At 73.3% G+C, this 12,931-nt stretch carries 14 protein-coding genes and 1 pseudogene; 7 read left to right on the forward strand and 8 right to left on the reverse strand.

Annotated features, from left to right (window positions below):
* Window positions 1–37: 37 nt before the first annotated feature.
* The 4 genes from J2Z33_RS14365 to J2Z33_RS14380 are packed head-to-tail and all read right to left on the reverse strand — an operon-like array spanning window position 38 to window position 3,168.
* The gene (locus J2Z33_RS14365; RefSeq protein WP_209842268.1) at window positions 38–445 is read right to left on the reverse strand and encodes a (R)-mandelonitrile lyase; all 408 of its coding nucleotides are present in this window, start codon (window positions 443–445) and stop codon (window positions 38–40) included.
* 58 nt (window positions 446–503) lie between these two features.
* Complete coding sequence (locus tag J2Z33_RS14370; protein WP_209842270.1) at window positions 504–1,538, reverse strand: zinc-dependent alcohol dehydrogenase family protein; 1,035 nt, start codon at window positions 1,536–1,538, stop codon at window positions 504–506.
* A 47-nt stretch (window positions 1,539–1,585) separates the two neighbouring features.
* On the reverse strand, window positions 1,586–2,797 hold the full coding sequence (locus J2Z33_RS14375) for an MFS transporter (RefSeq protein WP_209842272.1): 1,212 nt from the start codon (window positions 2,795–2,797) through the stop codon (window positions 1,586–1,588).
* Window positions 2,794–3,168 (reverse strand): cyclophilin-like fold protein, encoded by a 375-nt coding sequence (locus J2Z33_RS14380; protein ID WP_209842274.1) that lies wholly within the window; start codon window positions 3,166–3,168, stop codon window positions 2,794–2,796. Before J2Z33_RS14380 ends, J2Z33_RS14375 begins: the two co-directional genes overlap by 4 nt.
* Before the next feature lie 118 nt (window positions 3,169–3,286).
* Between J2Z33_RS14380 and J2Z33_RS14385 the strand changes: the two genes are divergently transcribed.
* The 7 genes and pseudogenes from J2Z33_RS14385 (at window position 3,287) to J2Z33_RS18755 (ending at window position 10,030) form a co-directional block, all read left to right on the forward strand.
* The gene (locus J2Z33_RS14385) at window positions 3,287–4,177 is read left to right on the forward strand and encodes a LysR family transcriptional regulator (protein ID WP_209842293.1); all 891 of its coding nucleotides are present in this window, start codon (window positions 3,287–3,289) and stop codon (window positions 4,175–4,177) included.
* Window positions 4,178–4,562: 385 nt separating this feature from the next.
* A pseudogene (locus J2Z33_RS18500) lies at window positions 4,563–4,808 on the forward strand (PAS domain-containing protein); the annotation flags it as partial.
* A gap of 266 nt (window positions 4,809–5,074) precedes the next feature.
* The gene (locus J2Z33_RS14390; protein ID WP_209842295.1) at window positions 5,075–5,818 is read left to right on the forward strand and encodes a response regulator; all 744 of its coding nucleotides are present in this window, start codon (window positions 5,075–5,077) and stop codon (window positions 5,816–5,818) included.
* Between the two features lie 98 nt (window positions 5,819–5,916).
* Complete coding sequence (locus tag J2Z33_RS14395) at window positions 5,917–7,734, forward strand: methyl-accepting chemotaxis protein (protein WP_209842297.1); 1,818 nt, start codon at window positions 5,917–5,919, stop codon at window positions 7,732–7,734.
* A gap of 202 nt (window positions 7,735–7,936) precedes the next feature.
* Window positions 7,937–8,209 (forward strand): hypothetical protein, encoded by a 273-nt coding sequence (locus J2Z33_RS14400; RefSeq protein ID WP_209842301.1) that lies wholly within the window; start codon window positions 7,937–7,939, stop codon window positions 8,207–8,209.
* Between the two features lie 93 nt (window positions 8,210–8,302).
* Window positions 8,303–9,364, forward strand: coding sequence for an ABC transporter ATP-binding protein (locus J2Z33_RS14405; protein ID WP_209842303.1), 1,062 nt, complete (start codon window positions 8,303–8,305; stop codon window positions 9,362–9,364).
* The gene (locus J2Z33_RS18755) at window positions 9,365–10,030 is read left to right on the forward strand and encodes a hypothetical protein (protein ID WP_280922921.1); all 666 of its coding nucleotides are present in this window, start codon (window positions 9,365–9,367) and stop codon (window positions 10,028–10,030) included.
* Here J2Z33_RS18755 and J2Z33_RS14415 read toward each other — a convergent pair.
* From J2Z33_RS14415 to J2Z33_RS14430, 4 genes are read right to left on the reverse strand one after another with little or no spacing between them, the layout of a single operon-like run.
* Window positions 10,008–10,715: a polysaccharide deacetylase family protein gene (locus J2Z33_RS14415; RefSeq protein ID WP_209842305.1), complete on the reverse strand. Its 708-nt coding sequence runs from the start codon at window positions 10,713–10,715 to the stop codon at window positions 10,008–10,010. The two genes, J2Z33_RS18755 and J2Z33_RS14415, sit on opposite strands and share 23 nt — an antisense overlap.
* Window positions 10,715–11,071 carry a hypothetical protein gene (locus tag J2Z33_RS14420; protein ID WP_209842307.1) on the reverse strand — a complete coding sequence of 119 codons (357 nt, stop codon included), beginning with the start codon at window positions 11,069–11,071 and terminating at the stop codon, window positions 10,715–10,717. Before J2Z33_RS14420 ends, J2Z33_RS14415 begins: the two co-directional genes overlap by 1 nt.
* A gap of 6 nt (window positions 11,072–11,077) precedes the next feature.
* Window positions 11,078–12,034 carry a carbohydrate ABC transporter permease gene (locus J2Z33_RS14425; RefSeq protein WP_245218882.1) on the reverse strand — a complete coding sequence of 319 codons (957 nt, stop codon included), beginning with the start codon at window positions 12,032–12,034 and terminating at the stop codon, window positions 11,078–11,080.
* Window positions 12,031–12,924, reverse strand: a complete 894-nt coding sequence (locus tag J2Z33_RS14430) for a carbohydrate ABC transporter permease (protein WP_209842309.1) — start codon at window positions 12,922–12,924, stop codon at window positions 12,031–12,033. Before J2Z33_RS14430 ends, J2Z33_RS14425 begins: the two co-directional genes overlap by 4 nt.
* Window positions 12,925–12,931: the final 7 nt, after the last annotated feature.

A 12,931-nucleotide genomic window follows, 5' to 3' on the forward strand; every position in this document is an offset into this window, starting at 1 on the left:
CGCCCCGCCGTCCCGGCGGCCGCGCCGGACCCCGGGCTCAGGGGGCGTCGGCCCGATACCGCTCCTCCGTGACCTGCTCCATCCAGGTCACCGTCGAGCCGCCGTCATCGGCTTCCTGGACGGCGAGGTGGGTCATGGCGGTGGTCGCCGTTGCGCCGTGCCAGTGCCTCTCCCCGGGCGCGAAGCGCGCCACGTCGCCGGGACGCACCTCCTCGCGCGGGCCGCCCTCGCGCTGGACCCAGCCCATCCCCTGCACGACGATCAGCGTCTGCCCGAGAGGATGCGTGTGCCAGGCCGTCCGCGCCCCGGGCTCGAAGGTGACGAGGTTGCCCGCCATGCGCGAGGGGGGCTCGACGGGGAACAGCGGGTCGATGCGGACGCGGCCCGCGAACCACTCGGCGGGGCCTTGGCGGGACGGCTGCGAGCCGGCGGGCTGGATCTTCATGTCCTATGCTCCTCGGATGGGGATGGGCGACCGGCTCCGGGCCGGCCGCCGCTGGTCGTCACGGCTTGACCATGACCTTGATGCTCTCACGCTCGTTCATCGCGCGATAGCCGTCGGGCACCCCGTCGAGGCCCACGGTGCGGTCGAAGACGCGGCCGGGCTGGATGCGCCCCTCCAGCATGTCGGGCAGCAGGTCCGCGATGTAGGCCCGCGCCGGCGCGGGGCCGCCGCCCACCACGACGTTCTTGAAGAACGAGGGCTGGGCAAGAGGGATCGCGTCGTAGTGCGGCACGCCCACCCGGCCCACCGCGCCGCCGGGCCGGGCGATGGCGATGGCGGTGTCGGTGGCCGCCCCGGTCCCCACGCATTCGAGGACGGAGTGGGCGCCCTCGCCGCGCGTCAGCTCCATGACGCGGGCCACGGCCTCCTCGCCCCGATCGCTCACCACGTCCGTCGCGCCGAACTCGCGCGCCAGCGCGATGCGGTCGGCGTGGCGGCCCAGGAGGATGATGCGCTCGGCCCCGAGGCGCCTGGCGGCGATGACGCCGCACAGGCCCACCGCGCCGTCGCCCACCACGGCCGCCGTCCGGCCGGGGGCGACGCGGGCGACCACCGCCGCATGGTGCCCCGTCGCCATCACGTCCGAGAGCGTCAGCAGCGAGGGCATGAGCGCGTCGTCCTCGCCCACCGGGATCGGGTAGAGCGTGCCGTCGGCCTGGGGCACGCGCAGCGCCTCGGCCTGCGCGCCGTCGTAGCCTTCGTCGTTGCCCATGAAGTGGACGCTGACGCAGGCGGTGGGCAGCGCCTCGCGGCAGAAGGGGCAGGTGCCGTCCGAGGAGGCGAAGGGCATGATGACCAGGTCGCCCTTCTTCAGGGTCCGCACCTCGGACCCGACCGCCTCGACCATCCCGATGGCCTCGTGGCCCATGCGCTGGCCGGCGTAGTTCGGGCCGCCGTTGTAGGGCCAAAGGTCGGACCCGCAGATGCAGGCGCGGGTGACGCGGACGAGGGCGTCGGTGGGCTCCTTCAGGGTGGCGTCGGGGACGGACTCGACCCGGACATCGTGGCGGCCGTGCATCAGGGTGGCTTTCATCGGGAAACTCCTTGGGGGATGGGCAGGGCTCGTGGATCGGGTCCGGGTCAGGCTCCGCGCGGGAGGGCGCGGCCGGCGAGGAGGGCCGCGCCGGCGGCAAGCGCAAGGATCGCGGCGGCGCCGACGGCGTTGGCGATGGGACCGGCGGCGTCGAACGCGATGCCCCCGGCCGTCGCGCCGAGCGTGATGGCAAGCTGGATCACCGCCACCTGCAATCCGCCGCCCGCCTCGGCGTCCTCGGGCAGGCTCCGCGCGAGCCACGTGCCCCAGGCCACCGGCCCGCCGGTGCCGACCAGCCCCCAGAGCGCCAGGAGGCCGGCCATCGCCCAGGTGGACGCCCCCGCCAGCGCCATGGCGAGCGCGAGGGCGGCCATGAGGAGCGGGATCGCCACCAGCATGGCGCGCAGGCTCATGCGGATAGCCGGGCCGATGAGCAGGCTGCCCAGGAGGCTCGCCGCCCCGTTGGCGAGGAGGAGGGCCGAGAGGGTCGGCACGTCCGCGCCCGTCACCCGTTCCAGGAACGGGCGCAGGTAGGTGAACAGCGCGAACTGCCCCGTGAAGAACAGCAGGATCGCCGCCATGCCAAGCCGGACCGGCCCCTGCCCGAGCAGGCGCAGGACGCCGCCCGCCCGGGACGGCCCGTCCGCTGACCCATTCGCTGGCCCGTTCGCCGGCAGGCGCGGCAGGGCCATGGCCTGCCAGAGCGCGGCCGCCAGCGCCAGAGGCACGACCGCGAAAAAGGTTCCCCGCCAGCCGATGACCTCGCCTAGGGCGCTGCCCAGCGGCGCCGAGACGGTCGAGGCGAAGGCCACCCCGCCGTTGCTGACCGCCAGCCCCACTGGCACCAGCGCCGTGGGCAGCAGCCGCATGAGGATGGCGGTGTTCAGCGACCAGAACCCGCCAATGGCCACGCCCAGGAGCGCCCGCCCGGTCATCAGCACGAGGTGGCTGGGCGCGAGGGCCACCAGCGTCCCCGAGACGGCCAGCAGCAGCGCCATGCCGATCACGACGAGCCGCCGGTCGAGGTCGCCCGCCACCGTCGTGACGAGCAGGCTCGTGACCACGGCGAAGAGGCCCGAGATGGAGATGGCCTGCCCCGCCTGACCCTCGGTCAGCCCGAGATCCCGCGCGATGGGCGTGAGCAGGCTCACCGGCATGAACTCCGAGGCGATGAGCACCACGATGCAGAGCGTCATGGCGAGCACCGCGCCCCAGGCGGGGCGGGGGGCATCGAAGGCGACGGGCGCGGCGACGGTCATCCGGGGACGGCTCCTGTGTCAGGCTCGGAGGGCGCGGCCCGGCCGAGGCGCTCGACCCGCGGGGGGAACCCGCCCCGGGCCGGGAGCGGCCCGGGCCCGCCGCCGGGGCGAACCAGCCGGACGGGCCCGCGCGACCATCGGGAGCCCGAGCGGAGGAGCGCGAGGTTGCGCCAGGGGGCATGATGGCAGAGATCGCCCGGAGCCTCGCCCCCGAAGGGGCCGCTGCCCTCGGTCGTCAGGAGGCGCGGCAGGTCGGCGATCTTCTCGTTGGGGGCGTGGTCCTCGATCCGCAGGTCGACCGCCAGCAGGTCGCGCCGGCCAGCGTCCACGCCGGTCGGCCGTTCGGGGTCGATGATGTCGTGCTCGGTCATGCCGGAGGCTCCGTCGGCGGACGGGTCTCCACGACCCGCCTTCGGGAGCCAGTCTAGCCATGTGCAGCTCAGCGATTAGAGGCTATGGATCGCTTGAGGCTATGAACGAGGGCCATGAATGCGCCGCGAGGACCTGACCGACCTCCACGTGTTCCTGGCCGTGGCCGAGGAGCGCAGCTTCACCCGCGCCGCCGCGCGCCTCGGGCTGACGCAATCCACCCTCAGCCACGCGATGCGCGGCTTCGAGGACCGCCTCGGGGTGCGGCTCCTCACGCGCACCACCCGCAGCGTCGCCCCCACCGAGGCCGGCGAACGGCTCCTGCGCGCCGCCCGGCCCGGCCTCGACGCCATCGACGCCGAGCTCGCCGCCCTGACCGAGCTGCGCGACAGGCCCGCCGGCACGGTGCGGATCACCACCAGCACCCACGCCCACCAGACGATCCTCTGGCCCGTGCTGGCGCGGCTCCTACCCGACCACCCCGACATCCAGGTCGAGGCCATCATCGAGAACGGCTTCGTGGACATCGTGGCCGGGCGCTACGACGCCGGCCTCCGCCTGGGCGAGCAGGTCGAGCGCGACATGATCGCCGTCCGCGTCGGCCCGGACCTGCGCTGGATCGTGGTGGGGGCGCCCGGCTACCTCGCGGGCCGGCCGGCCCCCGGGACGCCGCAGGACCTCACGGCGCACCGCTGCGTCGGCTACCGCCAGAGCACCTCGGGCGCCCTCTACGCCTGGGAGTTCGCGAAGGACGGCCGCGCCCTGAACGTCCGCGTCGAAGGCCCCCTGGTCGTCAACGACGTCGGTCCCGCCCTGGAGGCCGCCCTCGCGGGCCTGGGCCTCGCCTACGTGCCCGAGGACATTGCCACGGCCCCCCTGCGGGACGGGCGGCTGACCGAGGTGCTGGCCGACTGGTGCCCGCCCGCCCCCGGCTACCACCTCTACTACCCCAGCCGCCGGCAGATGACGCCGGCCTTCGCGCTCCTGATCAGGGCGCTCCGCCACGGATGAGACGACCATCCCCGGCCCGGTCGAAGCGAGCCTTGCCAGCCCCGCCGCTCCGAACCAGATGAGGACGACGCGGAGGATCGGGAGTCAGGACGGCGTGGGCATCGGCGACCGGGAGCGCCCGGCGGAGCAGGGACCGGAGGCCCCCGTCGAGCGGGAGCGCGGCGGCCCCGAGGCGGGCAGGTCCGAGGCGGGCAGGTCCGAGACGGGCGGCTCCGAGGCGGGCGGGCCCGGGGGCCAGCCGAACGGCGACCTCGTCCCGGACGGCTCCCTCGCCCTGACCGGCCACCACCAGGGCCGCCACTGGCGCGAGAGCACCATCACCGACGACGACCTGTCGGACCGGGGCGGCGTCTTCTTCGCCGCCGTCGAGATGACGCGGATGCCGATGATCCTCACCGACCCGCGTCGGCCCGACAACCCCATCGCCTTCGCCAACAAGGCCGTCCTCGACCTCGCCGGCTACGAGGAGGCCGAGGTCCTGGGCCGGAACTGCCGCTTCCTCCAGGGCCCGCGCACCGACCGCGACACCGTGCGCCAGGCCCACCAGCCCGTCAGCCTCGAGATCCTGAACTGCAAGCGGGACGGCACCCCCTTCTGGAACGCCGTCTTCATCGGGCCGGTCTCCAGCCCCGACGGGGAGCTGCTCTGCGCCACCACGGCCGGGCCCCGCGTGGACCTCCAGCTCAACCTGCGCCACCGGCTGCCGCCCTGCTTCATGGACGTCACGCACCTCGAGACGGCGCTCCTGAACATCGCCCTCAACGCGCGGGACGCCATGCCCGACGGCGGCACCGTGACGGTCGCGACCTCGCGCGCCCATTGGACGGCGATCCGCCCGCGCGCGACCTGCCGCCCGGGGACCACGTGGTCCTCTCCGTCTCCGACGAGGGGACGGGGATGCCGCCCTCCGTCGCCGCGCAGGCGGTGGAGCCCTTCTTCACCACCAAGGGCCAGGGCAAGGGGACGGGCCTCGGCCTCGCCATGGTGCATGGCTTCCTCCAGCAGTCGCGGGGCCGGCTGGAGATCGACAGCGAGGTCGGGCGCGGGACCACCGTGCGGATGATCCTGCCCGTCCACGCGGCCGAGGCCGCCGACGCGCCGCCGCCCCCGCCGACGACGAGGGCCGAGCCGGACCCGCCCGCCGCCGAGGCTCGGGACGGGGCTCGGGGCGGGGCTCGGGGCGGGGCTCGGGGCGGGGCGGGGCCCGTCGTCCTGGTCGTGGAGGACAGCGACGAGGTGCTGGCCCTCGCGCGCGAGCATCCCACGGAGCTGGGCTACCACGTGATGGCCGCCTCCGACGGCGAGGAGGCGCTGGCCCTCCTGCGGGGCGTCGATTACCGGATCGACCTGCTGTTCACCGACCTCATCATGCCGGGCTCCCTCAACGGCCTCGCCCTGGCCGAGGAGCTCGGGCGTCGGGCGCCGCACGTGCCCGTGCTGGTGACGACGGGCTACAACGAGGATCTGGTGCAGGGCGGACGCGCGCCGGGGCTCGACGTGCTGGCCAAGCCCTACCGGCGCTCCGAGCTGGCCGACCGGGTGCGCGCGGCGGAGCGCCGCGAGGGGCCGGGCCGCCGGCGAAAGGATCGGGCGATCGCGATGAATCCGGCGCGGGGCGGCCTGCCGTCAACCGAAGCTTAACCCTCCCGGTGGTAGGGTGGATTCGGAGGGGTCCGAAGGGGTCCGTCCGCCCCGCCCGTTCCCCATCCCGCCCGCCGTCCCGCAGGAGACCCTTGTTGATGACCTATCGCTCCATCGGCCGACGCGTCGTCGCGGCCATCGCCGTCCTGCTCGTCGCCGTCGGCGCGATGGGGGCCTGGAACCTGAGCCTCATGTTCCGCAGCAACGCCGTCGGCAAGGAGATCGACCACCATCAGGCCACCCTGGAGGAGGCGATGGCCGCGCGCTTCGCCTTGGCCCGGCAGGAGAATTCGATGCGCGGCTTCATGATCACCCGCGATCCCTACTTCTCCGACCGGGTCGGCGTCCACCTCGCGACCTTCGAGGGCGCCCTCGACACCATCGAATCGATGCTCCAGGACCCGGACCCCCAGGCCCGGATCGGCGCGATCCGCGACGGCGTCGCGACCTGGCACCAGGAGATCGTGCAGCCGGTCCTCCGCCTCGCGGTCGGCGAATCGACCTTCGCCGAGGCGCGGTCGCTGATGCTCAGCGGTCGCGCCGACGATCTCATCGCCCCCATCGAGGACGCGCTGGACCTCATCGGCGACGATCAGGTCGCCGCCATCGCGGAGCATCGGGCCGAGGAGGAGACGATCGACCGGCGGTTCCTGCAAGTGCTGGTGCTGGGCTTCGCGGGGACGATCGGCCTCGCCATCGTGGTCGGCTGGGGGCTCATCCGCTCCATCGCGGCGCCGATCCGGGCGATGACCGACTCCATGCACGCCCTGTCCCAGGGCGACTTCGACGTGACCGTCCCGGGGGCCGAGCGCGCAGACGAGATCGGGCGCATGGCCGCCGCCGTCGAGGTCTTCCGCGCCGCCTCGCGCGAACGGGTCCGCCTTCAGTCCGAGGTCGAGGCGCAGGGCCGCGAGGCGGAGGCCCGGGCCGAGCGCGTCCAGCGGGACTCCGAGGCGGCGGCACGGGTGTTCAGCGAGGCGCTGACGCGCTTCAAGTCGGGCGACCTGACAGCCGAGATCGCGACCGAGGTGCCGGCGTCCTACGAGCCGATCAAGCGCGACCTCAACGCCGGCCTCGCCCAGGTCCGCGAGGCGCTCGACGCCGCCAAGGCCGGCACATCCGGCATCCGCCTCATGTCCGGCGAGATCGCCTCGGCGGCCGAGGACCTCTCGCGCCGCACCGAGAGCCAGGCCGCCTCGCTCGAGGAGACGGCGGCGGCGGTCGAGGAGATCACGGCAACGGTGAAGGCCGCCGCCGAGAGCGCGGCGCGCGCCCGCGTGGTGGTGTCGGACGCCCGGCAGGACGCCGGGCAGGCCGGCCAGGTCGTCCGCGAGGCGGTGGGGGCGATGACCGCCATCAAGGCCTCCTCCCAGGAGATCGAGCAGATCATCGGCGTCATCGACGAGATCGCCTTCCAGACCAACCTTCTGGCGCTCAACGCCGGCGTGGAGGCGGCGCGGGCGGGGGAGGCGGGGCGGGGCTTTGCGGTGGTGGCGACCGAGGTGCGGGCGCTGGCGCAGCGCTCGGCCGAGGCGGCGCGGCAGATCAAGGACCTGATCGGCACCTCCGCGACGAACGTGACGCAGGGGGTGGGGCTCGTGGGCCGGACCGTCGAGGCGCTGGCCCGCATCGTGGAGGGGGTCACGCGGGTGAGCGAGCTCGTGGACGGCATCGCCGCCAGTGCGTCCGAGCAGTCGGACGGCCTGACCCAGGTCAACGTCGCCGTCGCCCAGATGGACCGGATCACCCAGCAGAACGCCGCCATGGTCGAGGAAAGCACCGCCGCCGCCCGCGACCTCGCCCACCAGATCGAGCAGGTCGCCTCCCAGATCGAACGCTTCCGCACCATCTCCGACGAGGGCGGCCGCGGACCACGTTCCCGCGCGACCCCGCGAAGCGCGGCCTACGCGGCATGAGGATCGTCATCTCGGATGCGCCCGAGGGCTCGAGGCCGCGACCACCCGCGTCGGGGGCGCCATCTGGCAGCGCCCCCGCGTCCCCGTCACCAAGGAACGCCCTCGCGCCTCGCGCACGCATCCGATTCGCTGCTCGCCGCCCGGGTCGGGGCCGAGATCGCGACCTGGCTCGCCCGGCGCTTCGGCGGCACGTCGACTGGACGTGCCCACGGGTGGCGCGACGCTGGCCGAGGACCGGGGCAACCTCTTGCGGGCCGCCCTTCTGGAGGCGGGGCTGGACGAGCCCACCCGCAGCGGCACCGACATCGCCGCCGAGTTCGGCGTGAGCAGCATATGGGTCCGCAAGCTCCGCGCCCGGCTCAAGGTCGAACGCGACGGCGAGCCGGACCTCCCGCGCCGGAGGAGCAATCGAAGGATGTCGGCGGCCATCGCCTGGTCCCACGATTCGGGCCGCCCTTCCAGCCGTCATGGCTAAATTGGTGCCGTCCTGGGGGAGAAGGTGACGGCACAGCAGTTGTTGCCCGGCGCGCTGGGCCCGCTACCCTTCGGGGCGCAGCGGGGGGCAGGCATGGCACGGGTGACTCTGACGGACGTTCGCAAGGCCTATGGCGAGCTGGAGGTCGTCCGGGGCATCTCGGCCGAGATCGCGGACGGCGAGTTCGTGGTGCTGGTCGGACCGTCGGGCTGCGGCAAGAGCACGCTCCTGCGGATGATCGCCGGGCTGGAGGAGATCAGCGGCGGCACGGTCGCCATCGACGGGCAGGTGGTGAACGACGTGGCGTCCAAGGACCGGGACATCGCCATGGTGTTCCAGAACTACGCGCTTTATCCGCACATGACGGTGGCCGAGAACATGGGCTTCTCGCTGCGGCTGCGGGGGGCGGATCGCCGGAGCATCGGCGAGGCAGTGGCGAAGGCGGCGGCCTCGCTCGACGTGGCGCATCTTTTGGACCGCTACCCGCGCGCCCTGTCGGGCGGGCAGCGGCAGCGGGTGGCGATGGGGCGGGCCATCGTGCGCAACCCGCGCCTGTTCCTGTTCGACGAGCCCCTGTCCAACCTCGACGCCAAGCTGCGGGTGCAGATGCGGGCCGAGCTGCGCGAGCTGCACCAGCGGCTGGGCGTGACCTCGGTCTACGTCACGCACGACCAGATCGAGGCGATGACCATGGCCGACCGCATCCTCGTGCTGCGCGACGGGCGGGTGGAGCAGCAGGGGCGGCCGCTGGACCTGTATGACCGGCCCGCCAACACCTTCGTTGCTGGGTTCATCGGGTCACCCGCCATGAACCTGCTCGACTGCGTGCCGGGGCCGGGGGGGCTGTCGCTGGCCGACGGAACGCCGCTCGGGCTCGCGCCGCGCCGGGGGGAGGCGCGGCTGACGCTGGGGCTGCGGCCCGAGCATCTGCGGCTCCTGCCCGCCGACGCGGGCCAGGGGTTCCCGGCGCGGCTGCGGGTGGTGGAGCCCACGGGGTCCGAGACGATGCTGGTGGCCCAGATGGGCGACCGTCCGGTGACGGTGCTGGCGCGCGAGAGGGTCACGGCCCGGCCCGGCGACCTCGTGCGGCTGCTGCCCGATCCGGGGCAGGCGCACTGGTTCGACGGCGACGGGCTGCGGATCGAGGCGGCCTGAGTGCGGGTGATCCCGCCCGACTTCGACCGCCGGGCCGAGCTTCCGGGCGCAGGGGCGACGCCCTGCCCGGTGGACATCGGCCCCGAGGCGACGGGATTCGCGGACCTGCTGTCGCTGCGGGTCCACGAGGTCGAGGAGGGCGCGGTCATCCAGGGCGGCTCGGGCGGGGACGACCTGCTGATCGTGCTGCTGGCCGGGGCGGTGGCGATCGGGGTGGAGGGGCCGCACGAGGCCACGGTGCGGCTCGACGCCGATGGCGACTGGGCGCTGCACCTGCCACCGCGCCACCTCTATCGGCTGGAGCCGCTGGTCCCCGCCACGCTGGCCTGCGCGCGGGCGCGGCCGGTGGCGGAGGGGGGCGTGCCACGCGCCTACCGACCCTTGGGCGGGCTCCTGTCGGTGGAAGGCGAGGGGCTTGGGCTGCGGCTGCGGGTGCTGGAGCTGGAGGGGGCGACGGACGCCTCGGCGGGGCTGGACCCCGACACGGAGCGGCTGGTGCACCTGACCGGCCCGGCGCGGGTGCGGTCGGGCGGCGAGGCGCGGGAGTTGCCCCCCGCCCATACGCTCGCCCTGAGCCCCGGCGAGACGGCGCAGGTGACGGGCGAGGGCGAGGCGCTGGTGCTGGCGGCGGTCAGGACGGGCGTCAGGCCAGCCGCTGCACCTTGAAGTTCGAGAACAGGTAGCGGAAGCCCGCGTCCTTCAGCATGGCGTCGGCGCGGGGGTTCACGCCCGCCTCGGCCCCGTGGAGCCAGCAGAAGATCTCGGCTGGCTGGCCGAGGCCCGCCCGCATCTCGGCCGCGGCGGTGTGGATCTCCTCGCGCAGCACGTCGTCGGGGGTGTCGGGCTGGAGGTCGAAGTGGCTGCGGGAATGGCAGGCGAAGCCGTGGCCCCGGCTCGCGGCGTCGCCAGCCTCGTCCCAGGTCAGGGCGACCCGCTGGCCGGGGTATTCGTCGCGCCGGGGCAGGCGCAGGGTGTGGGCGTCGGCATAGGCGCGCTGGTCCTGCGCGCCGATGCCGGGGAAGGCGGAGGGGACGAAGAACCAGCCCTTGAAGCCGAACTCCTCCAAGATGGGGAGCATCACGTCCACGTTGTCGCGCCAGCCCTCGAACAGGACCGGCATCAGGCCGGGGCGCGGGTCGGCCCAGGTGCCGTCGAAGGCCGCGTCGAAGTTCGCGGGCGTGACGGGGGCGAAGCGGTCGGCGTAGGCGGCGACTTGGCGGCGGTATTCCTCGCGCCGGTAGGCGGGGGTGGCGTGGAAGTTGACCACGCGCAGCATCCGGCCGGCCGAGAGGCCCCGCAGGATCGACGCCAGCGCGTCGTCGAAGGGGCCGGGCAGCAGAAGCTCTCCCATCACGCGGCCTCGGCTGGATGCAGGTCGGGCGCGCGGCTGAAGGCGGGGACGGCGAGCGCGAGGAGGTGGCGGTCGGCCAGCGCCTCGATCAGCCGGGCGAGGTCGTCGGCGGTCAGGTCGGGGGTGCAGGTCCGCAGGGCCTCGACGCCCTCGGCCAGCAGGGTCGCCAGGATGCGGCCCGTTCCATCAAGCGTGCCGTCGCTGGGCCGGGACGGGGCGTTGCCGGTGAGGTCCTCGGTGGCGAGGAACATCGGCACGCCGATCTCGGCGTAGTCGCGGCGGCCCAGCCGGTCCATGTCGGCCAGCCGCGCGAGGGCCTCCTCCTCGGAGAGGGGAGGCAGGACGATTCGTAGCATGGAGGCTCAGCCCTTGACGCTGCCCGAGGTGATCCCGGTCACGTAGAAGCGCTGAAGGGCTAAAAAGAGGACGATTATTGGCAAAACCGAGACAAGGATCGCCGCCTGCTGGAGCGACTTGGTGGCTTCCTGCTCGAAGGCCCCGCGCAGCAGGTAGATGCCGACGGGGAGGGTCTGGAGATCCGGCGCGGTGCGCGTGACCGTCATGGTCCACAGCACCTCGTTCCAGTGATACAGGAACACGAAGATCGCCAGCGTCGCCAGTCCCCCGCCGACCAGCGGCAGGGCGATGCGGAAGAAGATGAAGAACTCGCCCGCGCCGTCCATGCGGGCGGCGTCGAGCAGTTCGTCCGGGACGGCGAGGAAGAACTGCCGCATCAAGAAGATGCCGTACCACGACACCGCGAAGGGCAGGACCAGCGCGGCATAGGAGCCGAGGAGCCCGAAGCCCCCCTGCCCCGTCCAGTCGTTGCCGCCCATCAGCGGCGCGTAGCGGAGGATGAAGAACCAGGGGATCAGGAAGATGAAGAAGGGGAACATCTGCGCCCCCACCGCGAAGCGGAACATCCCCGTCCGCCCCGGGAAACGGAACTTGGCCAGCGCATAGCCCGCCATGGCCGAGGTAAGGAGCTGGAGCGCGGTGATCGCCAGCGTCACGCCCAGGGAGTTCGCCATCCAGCGCCAGAGCGGCAGCTCCTCGAAGACGCGGACGAAGTTGCCCCATTGCGGGTCACGCGGCCAGTAGACGGGGGGGCGGGCCAGCCGTTCCGCCGGGGTGCGGAGCGCGCCGAGGATCATGTCGAGGAACGGCAGCACCATGATCAGCGCGCCCAACGTCAAGAGGGCATACTTCAGCGCCGTCCAGGCGGTGCGCCGCGCCGCCGAGCGGGGCCGTCCGGGCGGCATGGTCTCGGCCATGGCGGCGAGGCCGGGCGCAGTGGCGGGGAGCGAGGTCTCGGTCATCCCCGCGCCTCCACGCCGCCGCGCCGCAGGAGGCGGAGCTGCACCAGCGTCGCCACGAGGACCAGCGCGAACAGGACGTAGGACACCGCCGAGGCGCGGCCCATCCGCAGATCCTCGAACGCCATCTGATACATGTATTGGCCGGTGGTCAGCGCCGCGCGGCCCGGCCCCCCTTGGGTGCCGGGGAACAGCACCAGCATGAGGGTGAAGTAGCTCATCCCCGAGATGAAGCCGGTCACGATCACGAACAGCACCGTGGGCTTGAGCAGCGGCAGCGTCACGAAGCGGAACAGTTGCCAGCGCCCCGCGCCGTCGAGCCGCGCGGCCTCGTAGTAGCTTTCGTCGATGCTGGCGAGGCCGGCGGCGAAGAGGAGCATGTTGCGGCCCAGCTCCATCCACACGAACACGAGGATCGCCGACAGCATGGCGAGCGACGGGTCGGTGAGCCAGCCGGGGCCGGGCAGACCGAACAGCCCGAGCAGGCGGTTCAGGAGCCCGTCCGTCTGGCGGAACACGAACCAGAAGATGAAGCCGATGGCGACGATGTTCGTCACCATCGGCAGGGTGTAGAGCACCCGCCACGCCCCCTGGTGCCGCGAGCGGCCGAAGACGGTGGCGAGCCCCAGCGCCAGCGGCACGCCGAGGGCCAGCGTGCCCAGCGCGAAATAGACCGTCTGCCACAGGGTCCGCAGGAAGATCGGGTCGGTGGCGAACAGGTATTGGTAATTCGCCAGCCCCACCCAGCGCGGCGGGGTGAGCGAGTCCCAGGTGGTCAGGCTGACATAGGCGGCGAAGACGACCGGCAGCACGAAGAACACGGCGGCGAAGACGACGACCGGGCCCAGGAACAGCCAGGGCACCGCCGCCTTGGAGGACAGGAGGCCCCGCACGCCGGTC

The organism is Rubellimicrobium aerolatum (assembly GCF_017872975.1).
GTDB classification, from domain to species: domain Bacteria; phylum Pseudomonadota; class Alphaproteobacteria; order Rhodobacterales; family Rhodobacteraceae; genus Rubellimicrobium; species Rubellimicrobium aerolatum.

Excerpts from the sequence above, each read along its gene's own strand:
- J2Z33_RS14365 (WP_209842268.1), bottom strand. The coding sequence starts at position 445 with ATGAAGATCCAGCCCGCCGGCTCGCAGCCGTCCCGCCAAGGCCCCGCC.
- J2Z33_RS14370 (WP_209842270.1), bottom strand. The coding sequence starts at position 1,538 with ATGAAAGCCACCCTGATGCACGGCCGCCACGATGTCCGGGTCGAGTCC.
- J2Z33_RS14375 (WP_209842272.1), bottom strand. The coding sequence starts at position 2,797 with ATGACCGTCGCCGCGCCCGTCGCCTTCGATGCCCCCCGCCCCGCCTGG.
- J2Z33_RS14380 (WP_209842274.1), bottom strand. The coding sequence starts at position 3,168 with ATGACCGAGCACGACATCATCGACCCCGAACGGCCGACCGGCGTGGAC.
- J2Z33_RS14385 (WP_209842293.1), top strand. The coding sequence starts at position 3,287 with ATGCGCCGCGAGGACCTGACCGACCTCCACGTGTTCCTGGCCGTGGCC.
- J2Z33_RS14390 (WP_209842295.1), top strand. The coding sequence starts at position 5,075 with ATGCCGCCCTCCGTCGCCGCGCAGGCGGTGGAGCCCTTCTTCACCACC.
- J2Z33_RS14395 (WP_209842297.1), top strand. The coding sequence starts at position 5,917 with ATGACCTATCGCTCCATCGGCCGACGCGTCGTCGCGGCCATCGCCGTC.
- J2Z33_RS14405 (WP_209842303.1), top strand. The coding sequence starts at position 8,303 with ATGGCACGGGTGACTCTGACGGACGTTCGCAAGGCCTATGGCGAGCTG.
- J2Z33_RS14415 (WP_209842305.1), bottom strand. The coding sequence starts at position 10,715 with ATGGGAGAGCTTCTGCTGCCCGGCCCCTTCGACGACGCGCTGGCGTCG.
- J2Z33_RS14420 (WP_209842307.1), bottom strand. The coding sequence starts at position 11,071 with ATGCTACGAATCGTCCTGCCTCCCCTCTCCGAGGAGGAGGCCCTCGCG.
- J2Z33_RS14425 (WP_245218882.1), bottom strand. The coding sequence starts at position 12,034 with ATGACCGAGACCTCGCTCCCCGCCACTGCGCCCGGCCTCGCCGCCATG.